At 41.3% G+C, this 18,608-nt stretch carries 16 protein-coding genes; 3 read left to right on the forward strand and 13 right to left on the reverse strand.

The features are described 5' to 3' along the window. Positions 1-4: 4 nt before the first annotated feature. Both tsaD and map read right to left on the reverse strand, forming a co-directional pair. Complete coding sequence (gene tsaD, locus H6A27_RS05020) at positions 5-1,030, reverse strand: tRNA (adenosine(37)-N6)-threonylcarbamoyltransferase complex transferase subunit TsaD (RefSeq protein ID WP_204507923.1); 1,026 nt, start codon at positions 1,028-1,030, stop codon at positions 5-7. A 29-nt stretch (positions 1,031-1,059) separates the two neighbouring features. Next, positions 1,060-1,914 (reverse strand): type I methionyl aminopeptidase, encoded by an 855-nt coding sequence (gene map, locus H6A27_RS05025; RefSeq protein ID WP_204404890.1) that lies wholly within the window; start codon positions 1,912-1,914, stop codon positions 1,060-1,062. Positions 1,915-2,129: 215 nt separating this feature from the next. Between map and H6A27_RS05030 the strand changes: the two genes are divergently transcribed. Both H6A27_RS05030 and H6A27_RS05035 read left to right on the forward strand, forming a co-directional pair. Then, positions 2,130-2,348, forward strand: a complete 219-nt coding sequence (locus tag H6A27_RS05030; RefSeq protein WP_204404891.1) for a winged helix-turn-helix domain-containing protein — start codon at positions 2,130-2,132, stop codon at positions 2,346-2,348. 123 nt (positions 2,349-2,471) lie between these two features. Then, a complete protein-coding gene (locus H6A27_RS05035; protein ID WP_204507924.1) occupies positions 2,472-3,284 on the forward strand; it encodes a Cof-type HAD-IIB family hydrolase in 813 nt (270 codons plus the stop codon). An 86-nt stretch (positions 3,285-3,370) separates the two neighbouring features. Here H6A27_RS05035 and ilvA read toward each other — a convergent pair whose 3' ends face one another. Both ilvA and H6A27_RS05045 read right to left on the reverse strand, forming a co-directional pair. After that, entirely contained in the window at positions 3,371-4,567 is a 1,197-nt protein-coding gene (gene ilvA, locus H6A27_RS05040; RefSeq protein WP_204507925.1) for a threonine ammonia-lyase, read from the reverse strand. A 208-nt stretch (positions 4,568-4,775) separates the two neighbouring features. After that, positions 4,776-6,083: an anaerobic C4-dicarboxylate transporter family protein gene (locus H6A27_RS05045; protein ID WP_204507926.1), complete on the reverse strand. Its 1,308-nt coding sequence runs from the start codon at positions 6,081-6,083 to the stop codon at positions 4,776-4,778. Between the two features lie 243 nt (positions 6,084-6,326). Between H6A27_RS05045 and H6A27_RS05050 the strand changes: the two genes are divergently transcribed. Next, positions 6,327-6,950 (forward strand): hypothetical protein, encoded by a 624-nt coding sequence (locus H6A27_RS05050; RefSeq protein ID WP_204507927.1) that lies wholly within the window; start codon positions 6,327-6,329, stop codon positions 6,948-6,950. A 199-nt stretch (positions 6,951-7,149) separates the two neighbouring features. Here H6A27_RS05050 and H6A27_RS05055 read toward each other — a convergent pair whose 3' ends face one another. The 9 genes from H6A27_RS05055 to H6A27_RS05090 form a co-directional block, all read right to left on the reverse strand. Next, positions 7,150-10,236 (reverse strand): type III restriction-modification system endonuclease, encoded by a 3,087-nt coding sequence (locus H6A27_RS05055; RefSeq protein WP_239469575.1) that lies wholly within the window; start codon positions 10,234-10,236, stop codon positions 7,150-7,152. Beyond that, positions 10,205-11,206 (reverse strand): virulence RhuM family protein, encoded by a 1,002-nt coding sequence (locus H6A27_RS05060; protein ID WP_204507928.1) that lies wholly within the window; start codon positions 11,204-11,206, stop codon positions 10,205-10,207. The genes H6A27_RS05055 and H6A27_RS05060 overlap by 32 nt, the downstream gene beginning before the upstream one ends. An 11-nt stretch (positions 11,207-11,217) precedes the next feature. Further along, on the reverse strand, positions 11,218-11,340 hold the full coding sequence (locus tag H6A27_RS15420; RefSeq protein WP_262897121.1) for a Fic family protein: 123 nt from the start codon (positions 11,338-11,340) through the stop codon (positions 11,218-11,220). Between the two features lie 26 nt (positions 11,341-11,366). Beyond that, positions 11,367-11,606 carry a hypothetical protein gene (locus tag H6A27_RS05065; RefSeq protein WP_204507929.1) on the reverse strand — a complete coding sequence of 80 codons (240 nt, stop codon included), beginning with the start codon at positions 11,604-11,606 and terminating at the stop codon, positions 11,367-11,369. A gap of 11 nt (positions 11,607-11,617) precedes the next feature. Further along, entirely contained in the window at positions 11,618-13,612 is a 1,995-nt protein-coding gene (locus H6A27_RS05070) for a site-specific DNA-methyltransferase (RefSeq protein ID WP_239469576.1), read from the reverse strand. A gap of 194 nt (positions 13,613-13,806) precedes the next feature. Then, a complete protein-coding gene (locus tag H6A27_RS05075) occupies positions 13,807-14,145 on the reverse strand; it encodes a type II toxin-antitoxin system HicB family antitoxin (protein WP_204507930.1) in 339 nt (112 codons plus the stop codon). A gap of 17 nt (positions 14,146-14,162) precedes the next feature. After that, positions 14,163-14,420 carry a type II toxin-antitoxin system HicA family toxin gene (locus H6A27_RS05080; protein WP_204507931.1) on the reverse strand — a complete coding sequence of 86 codons (258 nt, stop codon included), beginning with the start codon at positions 14,418-14,420 and terminating at the stop codon, positions 14,163-14,165. 77 nt (positions 14,421-14,497) lie between these two features. Continuing rightward, the gene (locus H6A27_RS05085) at positions 14,498-15,100 is read right to left on the reverse strand and encodes a DUF4391 domain-containing protein (protein WP_204507932.1); all 603 of its coding nucleotides are present in this window, start codon (positions 15,098-15,100) and stop codon (positions 14,498-14,500) included. A gap of 174 nt (positions 15,101-15,274) precedes the next feature. Next, on the reverse strand, positions 15,275-18,502 hold the full coding sequence (locus tag H6A27_RS05090) for a helicase-related protein (RefSeq protein ID WP_204507934.1): 3,228 nt from the start codon (positions 18,500-18,502) through the stop codon (positions 15,275-15,277). Positions 18,503-18,608: the final 106 nt, after the last annotated feature.

Genomic DNA, 18,608 nt, shown 5'->3' on the forward strand with positions numbered 1-18,608 from the left:
TGTTTTACTTAATGGTAACTCTCGAATAAGCAGGCTTGTCAATACTACAAAAATCCTTGTCAAGGAATTTATAATATCCGGTGATTGCAATCATTGCCGCATTATCGGTAGTATAACCGAATTTAGGGATATAGATATTCCATCCATATTTGGTCGCATGTTCGCGGAAAGCATTTCTCAGACCGTTATTTGCCGATACACCTCCTGCTACAGCGACTTCGTTTATACCGGTATCCTTAACCGCTTTACGCAATTTGTCCATAAGGATATCCACGATAGTCTTTTCAAGCGATGCGGCAAGATCCTCCTTATGATGCTCGATGAAATCAGGATCATCCTTCAGCCATTCCCTTAATGAATAAAGGAAAGAAGTCTTCAGCCCGCTGAAACTATAGTCATAACCAGAAATATGAGGTTTACTGAAAGTATAAGCCGAAGCATTGCCCTGTCTCGCCAGCCTGTCAATAATAGGTCCGCCAGGATATCCGAGTCCCATAACCTTAGAACATTTGTCTATTGCTTCACCGGCGGCATCGTCAATAGTCTGCCCAAGAACTTCCATATCATTATAAGCATTCACACGAATAATCTGCGAATTACCGCCTGAAACCAGCAGACACAGGAAAGGATACTTAGGCTGGTTATTATCCTCGCCCGATTCCTTTATAAAATGAGCCAGCACATGTCCCTGCAGATGGTTTACCTCCACCATAGGAATGTCAAGCGATCTTGCAAGACCCTTTGCGAACGACACTCCAACCAGCAGCGACCCCATAAGCCCGGGTCCGCGAGTGAAAGCAACCGCACTCAATTCTTCCTTCTGCACTCCAGCCCTCTTCAGTGCCTCATGCACTACCGGCACTATATTTTGTTGGTGAGCCCTCGAAGCCAACTCCGGCACTACCCCACCGTACGCTTCATGTACGGCCTGACTTGCTATGACACTCGACAGCAACACACCGTCACGTATCACGGCAGCCGAAGTATCGTCACACGACGACTCTATACCTAATATTATGACATTATCCATTGTAATCTATAATAATAACGTTTATGAAATCAATAAGTAAGTATCTCCAGCCCATTTTCTGTCATCAGGAATGTATGCTCCCACTGTGCGGAAGGAAGTTCATCTTCTGTCACCACAGTCCAGTCATCCTCCTCATCAACGAACACCTTGTATGTACCCATATTAATCATCGGTTCAATAGTAAACACCATTCCCGGAACGAGCAACATACCTGTGCCTTTTCTTCCGAAATGTTCTACGTCCGGCTCCTCATGGAATTCCAGCCCCACGCCGTGACCGCACAAGTCTCTCACTACGGAGAAGCCATTCTTCTTGGCATGCTTTTCAATCGCATTTCCTATATCACCGACAAATCCGAAAGGAGTTGCAGCCTGCATACCGATTTCAAGACATTCCTTTGCCACTCTTACCAATTTTTCTTTCTCTGGCGATGTTTTTCCGATGATAAACATACGCGAAGCATCCGAATAATATCCGTCCAATATAGTAGATACATCCACATTAATAATATCGCCTTCCTCAAGAATTTCATCTTCTGAAGGGATACCATGACACACCACTTCGTTTATTGACGTACATACACTCTTAGGAAATCCCTCATAATTGAGCGGTGCAGGAATAGCTCCGTGCGACACAGTAAAATCGTACACCATCTTGTCAATCTCAGCCGTACTCATTCCGGCTTTAATTTCACTTGCCACAAGGTCAAGCACAGCCGTATTGATTACGCCACTACGGCGTATTCCTTCAATCTGCTCAGGAGTCTTAATAAGTTTTCTGGAAGGAACCAGATGTCCCTTATTCTGGAAATAAAGAACTTTCTTATCCAGCTCAGTAAGTTCAGCGCCTTTAGGCACTCTCCAGTTTATTTTGTTTCTCATCATAAAGTCAATATTGAAATACCATGCAAAGGTAGTAAAAATCGTATTAGACAGGAAGTCATAATGTAATACTTTTCCTCAATTCGTTTAAAAAACATTAAAATACAGGCTTTAAACCTATAAAACACGAATAAAAATTTTTATTAATAATTATTAAGAGTATATTTGTAATCAAAGGCACGACCTTATTATCTAATAACAAATTAAACAAAACAAGAATGGACAAGTATCAAATCGGCATGAATGCCGGTATTGTCTGGAACAAACTGAAAGACAATGCACATTGGGATTACAAACAGTTGAAGGCAGCAACAGGTTTAACAGACAGAGATTTGAATGCTGCGATAGGCTGGCTGGCCAGAGAAGACAAGATTGATTTCGACATCAGCGATCAGCACGACACATTATTTCTGAACGTAAATGTTTACATTGGATGATATAAATGCAGCAAGTCTAATTCCATGCCCCGTACCAACAGAAAAAGTTCGTACGGGGCTTTTTAATTCTCACTCCAAATTACTACCTTTGCAGCCGTCAAAAAAACAATCAAAATTATATATATGGCATACAGAATCATCGTTTTAGACCTTGACGGAACTCTAACAAACAACAAAAAAGAAATAACCCCTCACACACTCGACGTGCTTAAACGCGCACAGGAAAGAGGTATCAAAGTAGTATTGGCTTCAGGACGCCCTACTTACGGTATTGCCCCTCTTGCAGAAAAGCTTGAGCTGTCAAAATACGAAGGCTATATCCTGGCATACAATGGCGGTGAAATAATCGACTGGAAAACAAAAGAACTTATGTACAAGAATCTTCTTGACCATGATGTTCTTCCATATTTATACAAGTGCGCCAAAGACAACAATTTCGCAATCGTGACATACGATGGTGAATATGTCCTCACAGAAAATCCTGACGATGAATATGTTCTGAAGGAAGCTATCCTTAACGTCATGAAAATAAAGAGAGTTGACAACTTCCTTGAAGCGGTAAAACACCCTATAGCCAAATGCCTCATCGTGGGTGAGCCTACCCGCCTGGCAGAGCTCGAAAAAGAGATGTACGAGCATCTGAAAGACCGCATGGGAGTATTTCGCTCTGAGCCATACTTCCTCGAACTCGTACCCAAAGGCATAGACAAGGCACAGTCACTCGCCGTATTGCTCAAAGAGCTTGGCATGTCAAAGGACGAGATGATAGCCATAGGCGATGGCTTTAACGACCTTTCAATGATAAAATATGCCGGAATGGGAGTAGCCATGGGAAATGCCCAGCAGATAGTGAAAGACAATGCCGACTTCATCACCCTTACCAACGAAGAAGACGGTGCTGCATACGCCATAGAGAAATTCACGAATAATAATTGATACCTATTTTCTAATAAAAAATAATACGGGCCGGCTATTCAATACATCTAATAACCGGCCCGTATATGTTTAGTATCAATAATCTGTTAATTCACTATAGAATATCCTGCCTGTTCCAGAGCTGACCTTATCAGTGCTATATGTTCTGCATTACGTGTTTCCATAACAAGACGCAGGAAACAAGCTGTAACATTGCTTGTATTGTTATTTCTCTCATGAAGCACAGAAATGATGTTTCCTCCAAGGTTGGCAATAATCTCCGCTACCCCTTTCAGTTCCCCCGGTTTGTCGTGCAAGTCAAGTGTCACGGTATAAGTACGTCCCGACATATCCAGCCCCCTGTTAATTACACGACTCAGGATAGTAACATCAATATTACCCCCCGAAACCACACAAATGGTTTTCTTTCCCGCTACAGGTACCTTGTTAAACATTGCAGCCGCAACGGCTACAGCCCCCGCACCCTCAGCAATGAGCTTCTGCTGTTCCATCAAGGCAAGAATAGCCGCACAAATCTCATCCTCTGACACAGTAACAATTCCGTCCACATACTTGCTGCAAATCTCAAAAGTATGTTCTCCCGGCTCTTTCACAGCTATACCATCAGCTACTGTCGAAACAGACGACAGGCACTCACGATGAGCTTTCTCAATAGACCGCAGCATACTTGGAGCTCCCTGAGCCTGAACGCCATAAACCTTTACATCAGGTTTCAATGATTTCAAAGCGTATGCCACACCAGAAATAAGTCCACCTCCACCGACAGGAACAATAACGACCTCTACATCAGGCAACTGGTCCAGCAGTTCCAATCCGATAGTACCCTGCCCTGCTATCACACACCCATCATCAAACGGATGGATAAACGTATATCCCTTTTCATCCTTCAGTTCAAGAGCCTTCTGATACGCGTCGTCATACACTCCAGGCACAAGACAAACTTTAGCTCCATATCTTTTCGTGGCCTCTACTTTCGATATCGGAGCTCCTGCCGGCAAACAAATCAGCGAGTCAATTCCATTCTTGGTAGCTCCAAGAGCAACACCCTGTGCATGATTTCCTGCCGAACACGCTATCACCCCTCTCTTCTTCTCCTCTTCAGTAAGACAAGCTATCTTGTAACACGCGCCTCTCAATTTGAAAGAACCTGTATATTGCAAATTCTCCGGTTTAAGATATATCTTACTTTCCTGATTAATCTGAGGCGCATATATAAGATCTGTCCTCCTTATAATATCTTTCAGAGCAAACGAAGCTCTGTAAATACTGTCCAATGTTATCATAACAACAAAATTCCTGAATCTTCTATCCTTATTATTATATCTTACCTATCACATTATCATTCCAAGTGCAAAATTACTTATTTTTATCATACTATTGTAATGACTTGAATTTTTTTCAGACATTCCAAGCAATAAACAGGCCGGTTATTCAGACATTCCGAATAACCGGCTCTACTATTTCAAGAAACGTAATATACGCAGACGCCTATCAGAAAAAGACAGAAACAAGTATCATACCCGTAGCAATGGCTACTCCCGTAGCGACCAATCCCGGCATCATGAACGAATGGTTCAAGACGTACTTTCCGATGCCTGTTGTACCGGTACGGTCAAAGTTGATGGCAGCTACCACAGTCGGATAATTCGGTATAAAGAAATATCCGTTTACAGCAGGAAACAGCGCAATAAGAAGATACGGCGAGATGCCTAATGCCAGTCCTAAAGGAACTATGGCACGCACAGTAGCCGCCTGACTGTAAAGGAGAATAGACATTACAAACAAAGCCAAACCAAACAACCACGGCATACTCTGCACAATGCTTTCAATAGACCCTGTAAGCTGCTCTATATTACCTTTTATGAAAGTATCACCCATCCAAGCAATACCGAATATAGCAATCACGGCCTGCATACCGGCAGGAAACACACTGCCATTTACAGCCTTGATACCATCAATGCGCAGAATGAGCAAAATAAGCGCAGCAGCACTCAGCATCAGTATTTCGATTATAGAAGGCATATCCATTGCCACAGCCTTACCTTCCACCATGAACGTAGGACGCATCTCGCTGATAGAACCGAAAAGCACAATCAGGAAAGTAGCCAACAAGAATATGATAACAGACCATTTAGCCTTGGTCACGTTAGCCACATCGGCAGTCTTAACACTCTCATTGCTGATAAGACCGTCTTTCACCCTACGCTGATATTCAGGATCATCAAGCAGTTCCTTACCCACTTTCATTGAGCAGAAAGCCCCAACCAACACACCAACAAGAGTAGCCGGAACCGTAATGATCAGAATATCAAAAAGAGTCACACCTGGTAAAAGCCCCAACAAAGCCACAGTAGCCGCCGAAATAGGACTGGCAGTAATGGCCTGCTGTGAAGCGATGACAGCTATGCCCAAAGGACGTTCAGGACGAATCTTTGTCTCACGCGCCACTTCGGCTATCACAGGAAGAACTGAATAAGCCACATGCCCTGTTCCCGCAATAAATGTAAAAAGGTAAGTCACAATCGGACTCAGGATGGTTACATGCGAAGGATTCTTACGCAGGACCTTCTCAGCCAACTTCACCATATAATCTAATCCACCGGCAGCCTGCATACACGAAGCCGCCGAAATGACCGCCACAATCATCAGCATTACGTCAATTGGAGGAGCCGTAGGCTGAAGACCAAATACAAATATCAGAAACGCCAGACCTACACCTCCCATCACTCCCAGGCCGATACCTCCCAACCTGGCTCCTATGATTATTGCAATCAAAACAATCAATAACTGTAATAACATATCAGCTCATTTAATCAAGTTTAGTAAGTGATAAATAGTTAACAAAGTATTTTAACCATCGATTATAGCAGTGTCAAAAATAGACAAAGTATTCCGTTTTTGCAATATATCTGATACAACTATATTGAAAAATAATTTTTTCCTCATCGCATAGGGGTTTTTCCATAAGTCTGCGTTTTACCGGTGAAAGGAACAAAGAAATGAAGATAAATTAAATACTAACTTAACTAAACTATTTGAATTATGAAACTGAAATTTTTAGCATTGTCTTTATTAATGGTAGCAGGTGTAAACATGGTTAACGCCCAGAGCACAACAAATGATTACGTATCCGAAGACAGGAAACATGACATCCGCCTGTCAGTAAGCGACGGACTCACACAAGGAACATCAAACATCCTGGGAATGGGTATCGCTGATGCGATATTAGGGACAAAACGTTCTGACAGCAAGACAAGCCTCACTTACGGATTCGGCTACCGTTACAGCATCAACCGCTTCAGATTGGGTGCCGACCTCGGATTCGGAATGACAAGCAGCAAACTTGCACTGGCAGGTGAAAAGTCGCCATCATTAAAAGAAAAAGACTTGCGCTTCCTGGTTCTTCCTACTGCAGAGTTTGTCTATTTCAAGCGCAGACTCGTTGAGCTCTACGGTTCGGCTGCTGCTGGTGTGAACATGTCAAGACACACAGAGACAGCCCTTGCCAAGGGAGCTACAGCAGGCAAATCAAGCTTCAGCACCGAATTTGCATATCAGGTAAACCCTATCGCGCTTAGAGTGGGCAACGACCGTGTAGGCGGTTTCGTTGAAGCAGGTCTCGGAACTAAAGGATTCGTAACAGCAGGTGTAAGCTTCAAGTTCTAAACATACCACTTGCCCTTTAATCATAAAGGGTTAGTTTTTTCATACATTCTCTACTTAAAGATGAGCCGGTTGTTCGGATTTTCCGAATGACCGGCTTTGCTATTTATTTAAACAATATTTAAATACTATTTAAACGGTGTTTAAACGGTATTTAAAGAATATCATCCTAAACACTTTGCAAACCTTTCGCAAACATTCATCACGCTATAGAATTCATCGCGTCAATCAGGTCATTGTAGCTTGTTACTTTATGATACCTGACATTGGCTGTTGACATTGAATTAAACAGCTTTTCAGCACAGTCAATCTTTGCATTCTCTATTTTAGAGAGCTGCATTGACGACATCGAACCTTTTGTTTCAGCTATAAAGAATATATGTTTCACGCCATCCCTTTTCATTGCAATAGCCCAGTCGGGCGCATAATTACCTACAGGAGTAGGAATCTGGAATGAACGCGGCAATTTGGCATACACAACCACCTCACTTGCCTCGTCAAGGTCATGAGCAAAGTTTCTTTCTCCTTTACTGTCACTGAATACATAGTCCGTAACATGCTTTTTAGCCTCGTATGCCTTGTCAAAATCCATTTTACTTTTTGAAGTGAAAATCTCACTGTCGTATTTGCCGTCCGTCATATTATAACGTATAGCCTCTACAATCATTGTTGACTTCTGCTCTTTTATTATTCCGATAACCTTTCGTATGAACTCCTCAGGATTATTCTTGAAGAAATACAGTTTGCTTTCCTTGATACCCTTCAAAATCCTGACTACACTTCGGCGAGTAAGGTTTGCACCCTTGGCAATATCGCCCACCATATCATACCTGACAGTAGAAGTGCATACATTAGTAAGCGTACGCGATTGCGAACGCGTATCACCAAACTCCGCCACATTTTTCTCATCCTGAGTACCCTCTATCATCACATACCTCAACTGCTTCACATCCAGTTCGGCATCAATATGAAGAATCACATTCCTTATAAGTTCCTCACTGTCATAACTTACGGAATATACATACTTATGATTAATCTCCTTCCACAAAGCCTGAAACTCCTCCTTGTTGAAGTTATCGTTCAGCTTGTTTTCCGGAATCACCACCTTATCCTCCACTATCATATCTTCCAAAGCCTTAGGGTCAAAGATAGAGTTAATCAATCTGGTGACTCCCTCTGCTATAGGCTGAAGTTTCAGAGGAAGCGGAGCCACACATCCGTTAGTCACAGCCTCACGATATGCTACAGTGATATTCTTATTTTCGTCTATATATCCGTTGTCCTCCAGATATACAATTATACGACTTGCCTCCGACTCCGTAACCACATGAATTTCCTCTCCAATCTTGATTTTCTTGTCCTGGAAATAACCTATAGTAGCCTTTGCCGCCCTTTCTCTCAACACCTCTCTTGTTTCACTCTGCAATGCACTTGTAAAGTCGGCATAACTTTCATTGGCAATAACAGTCAGTTTGTTCACCTCATGCACCTCATCACCAAGCAGTTCGGCATCCATTCTCGTACCGTTCTTATCGACACAGATACGCAATCCTCGTCCCACCTCCTGACGCTTTGCCGTAGTGGAATTGGAATGCCTCAGCGTACAAATCTGGAATACGTTAGGATTATCCCAACCCTCGCGCAAAGCGGAATGAGAAAAAATAAATCTCGTCGGTTCCTCAAAACTCAGCAGCCTCTCCTTGTTTTTAAGAATAAGGTCGTATGCCGAAATATCATCCGACATACCTGTCTTCTTCTCTATCTTTCCGTCTATAACCCTGTTGGTTTTCTTGTCAATAGAGAAATATCCGCGATGCACATCCTGAGCAGAGAAACGGCTTATATATCTGTTATACTCCTCATCCCAGATTTTCAGCTGGTTTGCAGCCACACGTTCATATTCCTCCTCGAATATCTTCTGGAACTTACCTTTCACCTCATTTACGTCATCATCATAGCTCTTATACTTAGCCACTTCATCAATAAAGAAAAGCGAAAGACACTTTATGCCGAGCTTGAACAGCCTGCGTTCCTTCTCGAAATGCGAAAGAATTGTTTCCCTTATCTGCACCCTCTGCATAGTTTCCTCACTGCTGTCACCTATCACCTCTCCACGCTTTATCGTAACACCGTTCAGGAAAGTAACATACCCTTGAGGATTGATTTCGGACACCACAAAATTATCATACTGGGCAAGTCCTGATGCAGCTTTCAAGGTATCAGTAACTCCAAAAGTCTTTATCTTTCTTACAATATTGCCTGATGTGGTCTTCACCTCTATCTCAATACGCGCCATAGGCGGATGCTTGGGCGAAAGCACTATATTGTCAAGATAAAGATATCCGCTTGTACCACGCAGATTCTTCACCTCGAAACCCTTTACATGGATTCTCTTGACAAGTTTCTGACGGTAAGCATCCAGCGCGTCAAGAGCATACACAGTGTTATGACGGGTTCTGTGGGTAGCCGAATAATTCAGAACGAACAGCGGTTTGAATCTCTTTATACCAGCCTGTGTAGCCTCTCCCTCCATTTTCTGAGGTTCGTCCATTATTATGATAGGATTATTGGCAGCTATCACGTCAATAGGCTTTCTGCTTCCGAACTCGTCACGTTCCGAATAGATAATACGGCTTTCCTTGCTTCGTCCACCTTCTTTCATCGAAGCTGCAAATGCCTGAGTGTTTATAATCATCACGTTAAGTCCTGCATCCGAAGAAAAGCTGTCAAGCTTCGTAAGGTCAGAACTGTTATACACAAACCAGCGGGCCTTTTTACCGTAATGCTCCATGAAATGCTCCTCAAGCATATTGAAACTCTTCGCCACTCCCTCACGAATGGCTATGCTCGGCACAACAATAATAAACTTGCTCCAACCGTATCGCTTGTTCAGTTCGAACATAGTCTTTATATACACGTATGTCTTACCGGTTCCGGTTTCCATCTCAATGTCGAGATTCACCGCTCCCATACTCTTTATCAGAGCCGTAGAGGGAGTTATATCATAAAGGTTCTGCACCGAATTGATATTACTCAGCAACTGTCTTGCGTCAAGCTCCACCTGACGGTTGCGGTATCCCAAGTCAAACTCATCCCCTTCATCGGTTTTCCTCTGATAGTTCCGTCCCATGTCACGACGATAGCGTGTTACATCATACGACGGTTGTCCGGCAAAAACAGCCACCGTGTTTTCCACCGCTTCAGTCTGATATGCCTGTATCTTAAAGTTGAATTTCATTATCTTCTGTATTTTCAGTTTAATTCTTCTTACCTTTCTTTCCGAAATCATCAATTGCTCTGATAGAATCAAGGTAATCCTGTTCCACGTCACTTATCGTGCGTTGTTTGTATTTACGGTACTCATTTGTAGCATGTTCCATCGCCTCTATATGCGACACACTACCGGAACCCTCCAGAAGTTGTTCGCCCGACATTGTAAGAATCCTATCCAGATAGGCAGCCCAATCATTCATAGTCATAGGCTGTTCTCTCTCTGCCTGTCGTTCCGCAAAATCCAAATATCCGGAAACAAGCTGCCCCATTGACCGAAGTTCTTTTTCGTCCAAATAGTTTTTTGCAGTCTTTGCCTCAACCAATGTCGGATGAGTTCCCTTAAAGGTAAATAGTCCCATAAAGTCCTTTTCAGCATCGGCACGTTCCACTATCAGTTCTGCCGCAGTATGCCCATGTACCGCATAGTGTATCTTGTTCTGTACTTTCTTGAAAAACTCCTGCGATACTGAAGCTCTTGGATCATAGTCAATACTTGTAGCATATATCTCAAGTACCTGGCGGTAAAACACCTTCTCCGTTGCACGAATATCCCTTATGCGTTCCAACAATTCTTTCCAATAACCACCCCCACCAAGTTTTTTAAGACGCTCATCATCAAGAGTAAACCCCTTTATCATATATTCTTTCAGACGTTGTGTCGCCCATTGTCTGAAATGTGTAGCTACACGCGATTTTATTCTATACCCCAAAGATATAATCATATCAAGGTTATAGAACATCATATCTCGTTCTACCTGCCTACTACCTTCGTTACGAACCTGTCGGAAATTCCGACAGGTTGAAAGTTCATCAAGTTCCTGTTCCTCATAAATATGCTTTATATGTTCCACAACATTTGTTCTTGACGTTTGATACAACTCAGCGATTTGTTGCTGCGTAAGCCACAAAGTTTCATCTTCTATCCTGACATCAATCTTTGTCTGCCCGTCAATAGATGTGTATATTATAATCTTGTTGTCTTCCATTTTCTATATTTCTAATTACAGGATTTTTCTTCTTTGTTCCACACACTCATCATAGCTTTTCCAATATCTGTCAGCCTATACTTCTGTTTAGGATGATGCGGACTATCCGGATAAAGCGGTTCTACCAATTTCATTGCAATAGCAGGTTTTAGAATATTATTCATAAAAGTACGTGCGGAGTTTTTGCGGAGTTCACACGAAGTAGAATATCATTAGAACTTAGTTCCGACCATTCAATACTGAAAATCAGCAGTTTAAGCTGCTCGTTAAACTTCTCTCCATGATTTGCCAAGTTTTTGCGGAGTTCATCACAACTTCGTTCCAAGTCCGTAGCATTTGCATCTTTCACCACCACTTCAAACACCGTCAATTTGTCAATATAAAATTCTTCTTTTGTCATGGGACTTATATTTACAGGATTTTCCTTACCGTATCTTTGCTGTATGCTTCAAACAGCTGGTCGAAGTTGTCTATCACATTGTCCGATGCAGCCGAGGCGTCTCTCATAACGAAATACACAGGATGCATTTTTGCTATCTCCGTAATAGTAGTTTCGTTCACATCCTTGTCGAAACAGGCTATAAGATAGTTTCCATCCACAAGAAAGACTTCCTTACCTGCTATTTCCTGCTTTTCTATCTTGGCAGAAAGTTCTATTCCCAAATCAAGCATCACCTGGAAGAGAAGGTCTTCGGCAGTTCTGTTCTCTTTTACGTTTTCGCTGAAAAGAGTGTTCAAGCTGAATTCTTCCGGTGTATAATATACATCGTTCATATTGCTGCTGTCAAGTTTTAGGACACGGAAACCGGTGTCAAGACGCTGCAAATCTTTTATTTTATCTCCTAATTCTTTAATTTTATTTTCAAGTTCATTAGAATTACACCAGAAGTCATTATCTACCAAAGCTCTTTGCGAAACCAAATAATTTAATTCTTCATTTAACTTATCCAATTCATCATCTTTTATTTTTTTACCAGCTCTTCGGATACGTTCTTTGCCTATTTCACAGATGTTTTTATAGCCATGGTCTTTTTTTGTATTACTTACTTCTTCAGGGAATTGTACAAGAATAAATTTACAATGTTTACTTTTTTCTGAATTTACTTTAATTAAAGCATGAGCTGTACTTGCAGAACCAGAAAAGAAATCAAGTACAATAGAATTATCACCCAAATTAGCTAATGTAATAAGACGTTTTAAGAGTCTTATTGGTTTTGGACCATCAAAAACTCCTTTATTATCAAATAATTTAATAACTTCTTGTGCTCCTTCTTGGCTATGTCCTACATCTTTATAAAATAAAATTGAAGTTGGTGCCATTCCTTCAAATTTAAGTTCTGAGAGAAATCTTTTTATACGAGGTGTATTATCGCCATTAGGTCCAAACCAAATACGATTATCACGGAGTCTCTCACCGAAAGCTTTCGGTGAGAGACTCCAGCAGCGTCCTGCTGGAGGCTCTACTACTCTCCCCGAAGGGGTCGTTATTGGATAATCACATGAAGCTGAATAAGTCTTAACTGTCATATTATCAGACTGCCATACTCCACGTGGATCATTATCTGGATTAGAATATCTTGCATCTGCCTCTGCTGTTCTTTCTAATCTACCAATTTTAAAACAATTTACATCTTTTGAATATATCAAAATATAATCATGACTGTTAGAAACGAATTTTGCATCATTTTTAGGAGAAAATGCCCTTTCCCACACAACCTGAGCGATAAAATTATTCCCACCAAATACTTCATCACATACATTCTTCAGATTCTTTTGCTCATTATCATCAATTGAAATAAAAATCACCCCATCATCAGTAAGCAAATCCTTAGCAACCTTTAAACGAGGGTAAATCATATTCAACCAATCCGTATGAAATCTACCATTACTCTCAGTATTACGCTGCATAGGGTCTATTGTCTGATTACCTTCTTCATCAAACAATCCGCTATTTTGCTCAAACTCAGTCTTTCCCTGAGCAAAGTCATCATTATATACAAAGTCGTTTCCTGTGTTATAAGGCGGGTCAATGTAAATCATCTTTACCTTGCCGAGATAAGTTTCACGAAGTACCTTCAGCACATCCAGGTTATCTCCTTCAATATAAAGATTCTGAGTATTGTCAAAATCCACAGACTCCTCACGACACGGGCGCAAAGTCTGTGTAGTAGTTTCATTGGCAAGTCGTGATGCAGCACGCTTTCCCGACCATGTAAACTGATAGCGTTCTTCTCCTTCCTCCAACACATCATTAGTGAGTTCCGCTTTCAGCTTGTCAAAGTCTATAGCCAATTCCGGTTTTCCGTCCTTACCTATTCGTTCTGTCACACAATTTGGAAACAATTGTGCTATCTTATCTATATTGTTGCCTACTAAATCAAGGCTCTGCATTTTCAGTTTTTCCATAATCTTAAAATTCCAATTATTACTGCATCACAAAACTTTGTATATTTTAATGTAAAAGGTTATAACCATACAACCTTTTTACCATTTCTTATCAAGTATTCTTATATATTGTTTAGAAAAAGACGACCTATAAAAGTAATAGAGTGGATTCAGACAAGAGTCCACTCTATTACTTGTTTTTATGTGATATGAACCTACAACATCGTTGCAATCTGTTTTTCCAAGGCCGCCTTGATAAATGCGTTTATCGACATACCGGCCTGTTTTGCTAAAACAGCAATCCTACTGTGAGTTTCAGGTGATATACGGACATTTAGCGAACCGGAATAGCTTTTGTGAGGCTCAATACCCTCTTCCATACAATATGCCAGATAATCATCAACTGCTTCATGGAAAGCCTCTGTAAGTTCCTTAACGCTCTCCCCCTCAAAATTTACCAGCCCGTTGATTCCTTCTATCTTCCCGAAAAAAACATTGTCCTTCTCACTGAAAGAAACCGAACCTATGTATCCTTTATATGTCAGCGTATTCATAATGTAACCTCCATTTTTTATTTTAAAAATCCTGCTTCTTTTAATTCATCCAAAACTTGCTTCATGGCATATCCTTTGATAATGTTTCCCGGATGAGGTTTGTGCAACATTATCGGACGTTTATTCTCATTGTGGTATATGACTCTTGACCCTGATGTCTTGCCCTTATTCGACTTTTCATATCCGAATATGGACAATAGCCTTTCCATTTCATCAAAGGTGAAATCATTCGGTAGTCGTTTAAAACGTTCTATAAGTTTTTCTTTACTTCCCATTATAATATACCTTTTCGCAAATGTAACTATAAAACAGTTACAATCAAAGAAAATTGTCAGATATTACTAATATTGAATTAGCTTATACTCCCCTTTAAATTCTTTATCATCTCAAAATACTCCCTTTTCTTCCTCGGCTGTTTCTCTGTAGCAAGTCTGCGCTCCAAAGTCTTTATCTGTGCCTCAATCTTTGCTTTCTTCTCATCAGCCTGTATCTGTTCTGTAAGCGACCTTCCTTCCTCCACATCAATCTGCCCCACCTGCTTTATGATATTCTCCCATACAGCATCAAGGTTCAAGCCGGACAGGTCTATACGTGTTTCTTCTGTCGGTTTCCAGCAGGAACTTATCAGTTTGGTGTGGAACACCACTAATTGTGTTTCATCCTCATACTGCAAGGCAAAGACTATATTTTGCGAAATCAGTCGTGACAACAGAACTATATTCTTGGCATTATATTCCTTTCGTTTCAGACGGACACACATCAGATAGAACTCCTTAACTGTCTGTCCTTCCGATAAGGCCGGCACTGTAGCAGGCGATACAAAAGCCGTCAGGTCAAGACGGTTTATATCCGCATCGAAACTGTCACGCTGCTGTGCGTCAAGCTCGAACTTGGCATATATAGCTTTCTTGGGCAGTTGTTTCTTTATCTCAGTGGTTTGTGGTAAGCCGTACATCTTTTTATGAAATCTTTTGTGACATTCCAAACAGGCCGTTATAATAAGGCCATAACATTGGTGTAAATATACAAAATAATGATATAACTCCTACTTTTAATACACCAAATTACCGAATAATCCTATGCCAAATTACCGAAAAGAATTATGCCAAATTACCGAAAATTAAAGTTCTTACTGTATTACAATAAAACAAATCAGTTCAAAATCGTCAAGTCCCTTAATTTCGTCGGCAAAAAGATTACCCTGCACTCCGCTAAGGAAACTGTCAATATCGCTTGATTCCTTTACCTCAAGTATGGAGCTGACGGCATCTCCCAAAAGGTCGGAATAGCGTTTCATATCCTTACCGTCGTTTGTGGCAAGATTAAACTCGTGACAGAGTTCCCTGACCGGCTCATGTATCCCCTTGCAGAGAAAACGCATACGGTCCAGCAATTCTTTTGGCGACAGATGATTGATAACCACTTCTCCGTCATTGGAGATATAGACCATATAAAATGGATGCAGACGGTTTTTCCTGTCTATATTGACAGAATTGTTACGGTTCTTCAACACATAAATTACTCCGGCAGGACAATCGTCCGTGGCAGGCACTATGGCATGAAGACCGAACGGTGTATGCTCTACATCGGAATTGTGCTTCATATAGTCGAGCAGGTCAAGACGGAACTCGTTCAGTCCGAGGTCCATTATAGACACTCCTGTGTTCATTTCCTCTATGTCTATCACTTCTTCCTGCAAGCGTTTCAACTGTTCACGGCGGTATTCCAAGTCGCCTTTTTCCTCGTCCGTAAGCGGATTGTCATCGCCTGTAGATGTCATAACAGACACTTTCATGCGTGCCTCTACTCGTCCTTTAAGGTCGATATATTCATCAAGAGTCATATCCGGCCAGTAATTGACAAGCTGTATCACATCGTTGCGGCTGCCTATACGGTCTATTCGTCCGAAACGCTGGATTATGCGGACAGGATTCCAGTGGATATCATAATTTATCAGATAGTCACAATCCTGAAGGTTCTGTCCTTCGCTTATACAGTCGGTCGCTATAAGTATATCTATACTCTCTTCGATATTAGGAAATATGGCCGCTTTCTCCTTCGATATAGGCGAAAACAGCGTAAGAACTGTATTGAAATCAAGCTTCTGTTTCAATTTCAGAGTGCTGCGTGCTTCTATATCACCGGTTATCAGAGCCGTATGCAGTCCTGTCTTTTCGAGTATCCGTGATGCAAGATTGTCATACAGATATTCTGCGGTATCAGAGAAAGCGGTAAAGATTATCACTTTCCTGTTTCCCGGATTTATAGGGTTCTCTATCTTGTTGCGCAAGTCTGCCAACAATTGCTGTAGCTTGCTGTCATGCTCAGGAGTTATATCTTCAAGCATAAGCAAAAGCAGATTCAGGACTTCTATATCCTGTTCAAGAAACTCTTTCCAACTGATATAGTCCATATCGGCAAGCGCAATCTGCGATTTCTTTCCGCCTATGAAAATGCTGTCTTCATCGTCCATGTCAAGACCGTACGGCATTTCATATTCTGCCACCATTCCATAGTTCTCGTATGAATCCGTTTCATCAATCTTCTGAAGTGTGGAACTGATGAAAGAACGGATGCGTTCTATAGTGAGGCGGAAAGAGTTTACAGAACTTTCCAGACGTTTCAGCAAGTTGGCACTCATAAGTTTGCGCAAACCGCTTTCGCGTCCTGCCATAGTCAATCCGGTATATTCATCATTACTGTTCAACTTGGCATATTTGGAAATCTTGCTTGGCAGGATAAACAGCGACGGGGTATATATAGCGAGATTAAGCCTCTGCAGAAGTTCAAATATCTCATTATAGTTTATCGCACTGTCCAAATCAGTAAGATGCGGACGGCGCGACAATGGCTTCAGTCTTTGAGGAAACTTGCCTATGTCGGCTGTATTATAATACTGCTCTATATGACGGCGGCTTCTGGCTATTGTAACCGAATCGAGCACCTCGAAGAAATCAAAGCTAAGACTATCGAGCAGACGTTTTGTAGTTCTGTGTTCCGGTGGAAGTTTCGACCAACGGTTATATACTGTCTGAGCTTGACGAAATATATCCTCAATGCTGTTCTGTGTATCAAGCAAATCGTCAATATTCTTAGACTCGCCTTCGTATGCCAGGGCTATCTGGTTCTTGAGGTCATTGAAACGGTTGTTCACCGGAGTGGCAGAAAGCATAAGGACTTTTGTCTTTACTCCCTTACGGATTACCTTATTGAGCAGTTGCAGATATCTGTTCTCTTTCGGATTTTCATCATTCTCGTCTGTAGTAACCTTGCCGCCGTTACGGAAATTATGACTTTCGTCTATCACAACAAGATCATAATTGCTCCAGTTGATATGAGCAAGGTCAAGACCGTTAGACTTTCCGCCTGTACGCGACAGGTCGGAATGAAACAGTATATCGTATCTCAGGCGGTCGGCAGCTATAGGATTGTTCAGATAATTGCTGCGATATGTTATCCAGTTGTCGTTAAGTTTTTTAGGACATAACACCAACACGGACTTGTTTCTGTTCTCGTAATATTTTATTACAGAAAGTGCGGTAAATGTCTTACCCAGACCAACACTGTCGGCAAGAATACAGCCGTTATATTTTTCAAGCTTGTTTATAATGGCAAGACAGGCATCTTTCTGGAAATTATACAGTTTGTTCCAGATTATACTGTTCTTGAATCCGGTAGCCTCGTTAGGCAATACATCTTCGGAAATATCTTCAAGGAACTCGCTGAATATATTGTATAAAGTAACGAAATATATAAAGTCTGGTGAGTTTTCCTTATAGGCATTTGTAATATTGTCAAGTACCTCATCGGTAACCACCTGCATTTTTTCGGTATCATTCCAGAGATTATCGAACAAAGTAAGAAACTGCTGCGAGAACGGTGCTTCCATCTTATTAATCATGGTGTAGGCATTGTTTCCTCGCTCACAGCCCAAATCTACTGTAGTGAACCCGTTTACAGGCATATAGCTGGCTGTGTCAATATTGACAAAACCCATCATGTTTTCGTTTGTACGGTTGGACTTGAAACATACTTTTTTCTTTATCCACTCCGCACACTCACGTGCAATAGCTTTCTGCGACAGTTCATTACGGAGTTTTATCTCAAACTCAGAACCGTAAAGACTACGTTCACGGTTAAGTCGCGGAATATAAAACTCACGTTTTTGCTTGTCTGTTTTCTCTGTAACGAATGTTGGAGATGTAAAGATAAAACGTAACTCCTTAATATCTTTAAGCTGTTTCTTCAATTCCTGAAAGGCATATATAGAGAAACAGGAAGCAGCTATAGAAATTCTGCTCCCGCTCTTTATTTCTGTTATAAAATCATCTTTCAGGGTTTTATGTATATTATCTATTTAAGTTTCGCAAGTAAAAAAATATAGCTTTTAGTTCTGTATGTCACAGAAAATGAGTATCTTTAAGTACCACCTTCAAAGAACTCATACTAAAAGCTATGAACAA

The sequence above is a fragment of the Bacteroides caecigallinarum genome (assembly GCF_016902295.1).
Classification (GTDB): Bacteria; Bacteroidota; Bacteroidia; order Bacteroidales; family Bacteroidaceae; genus Phocaeicola; species Phocaeicola caecigallinarum_A.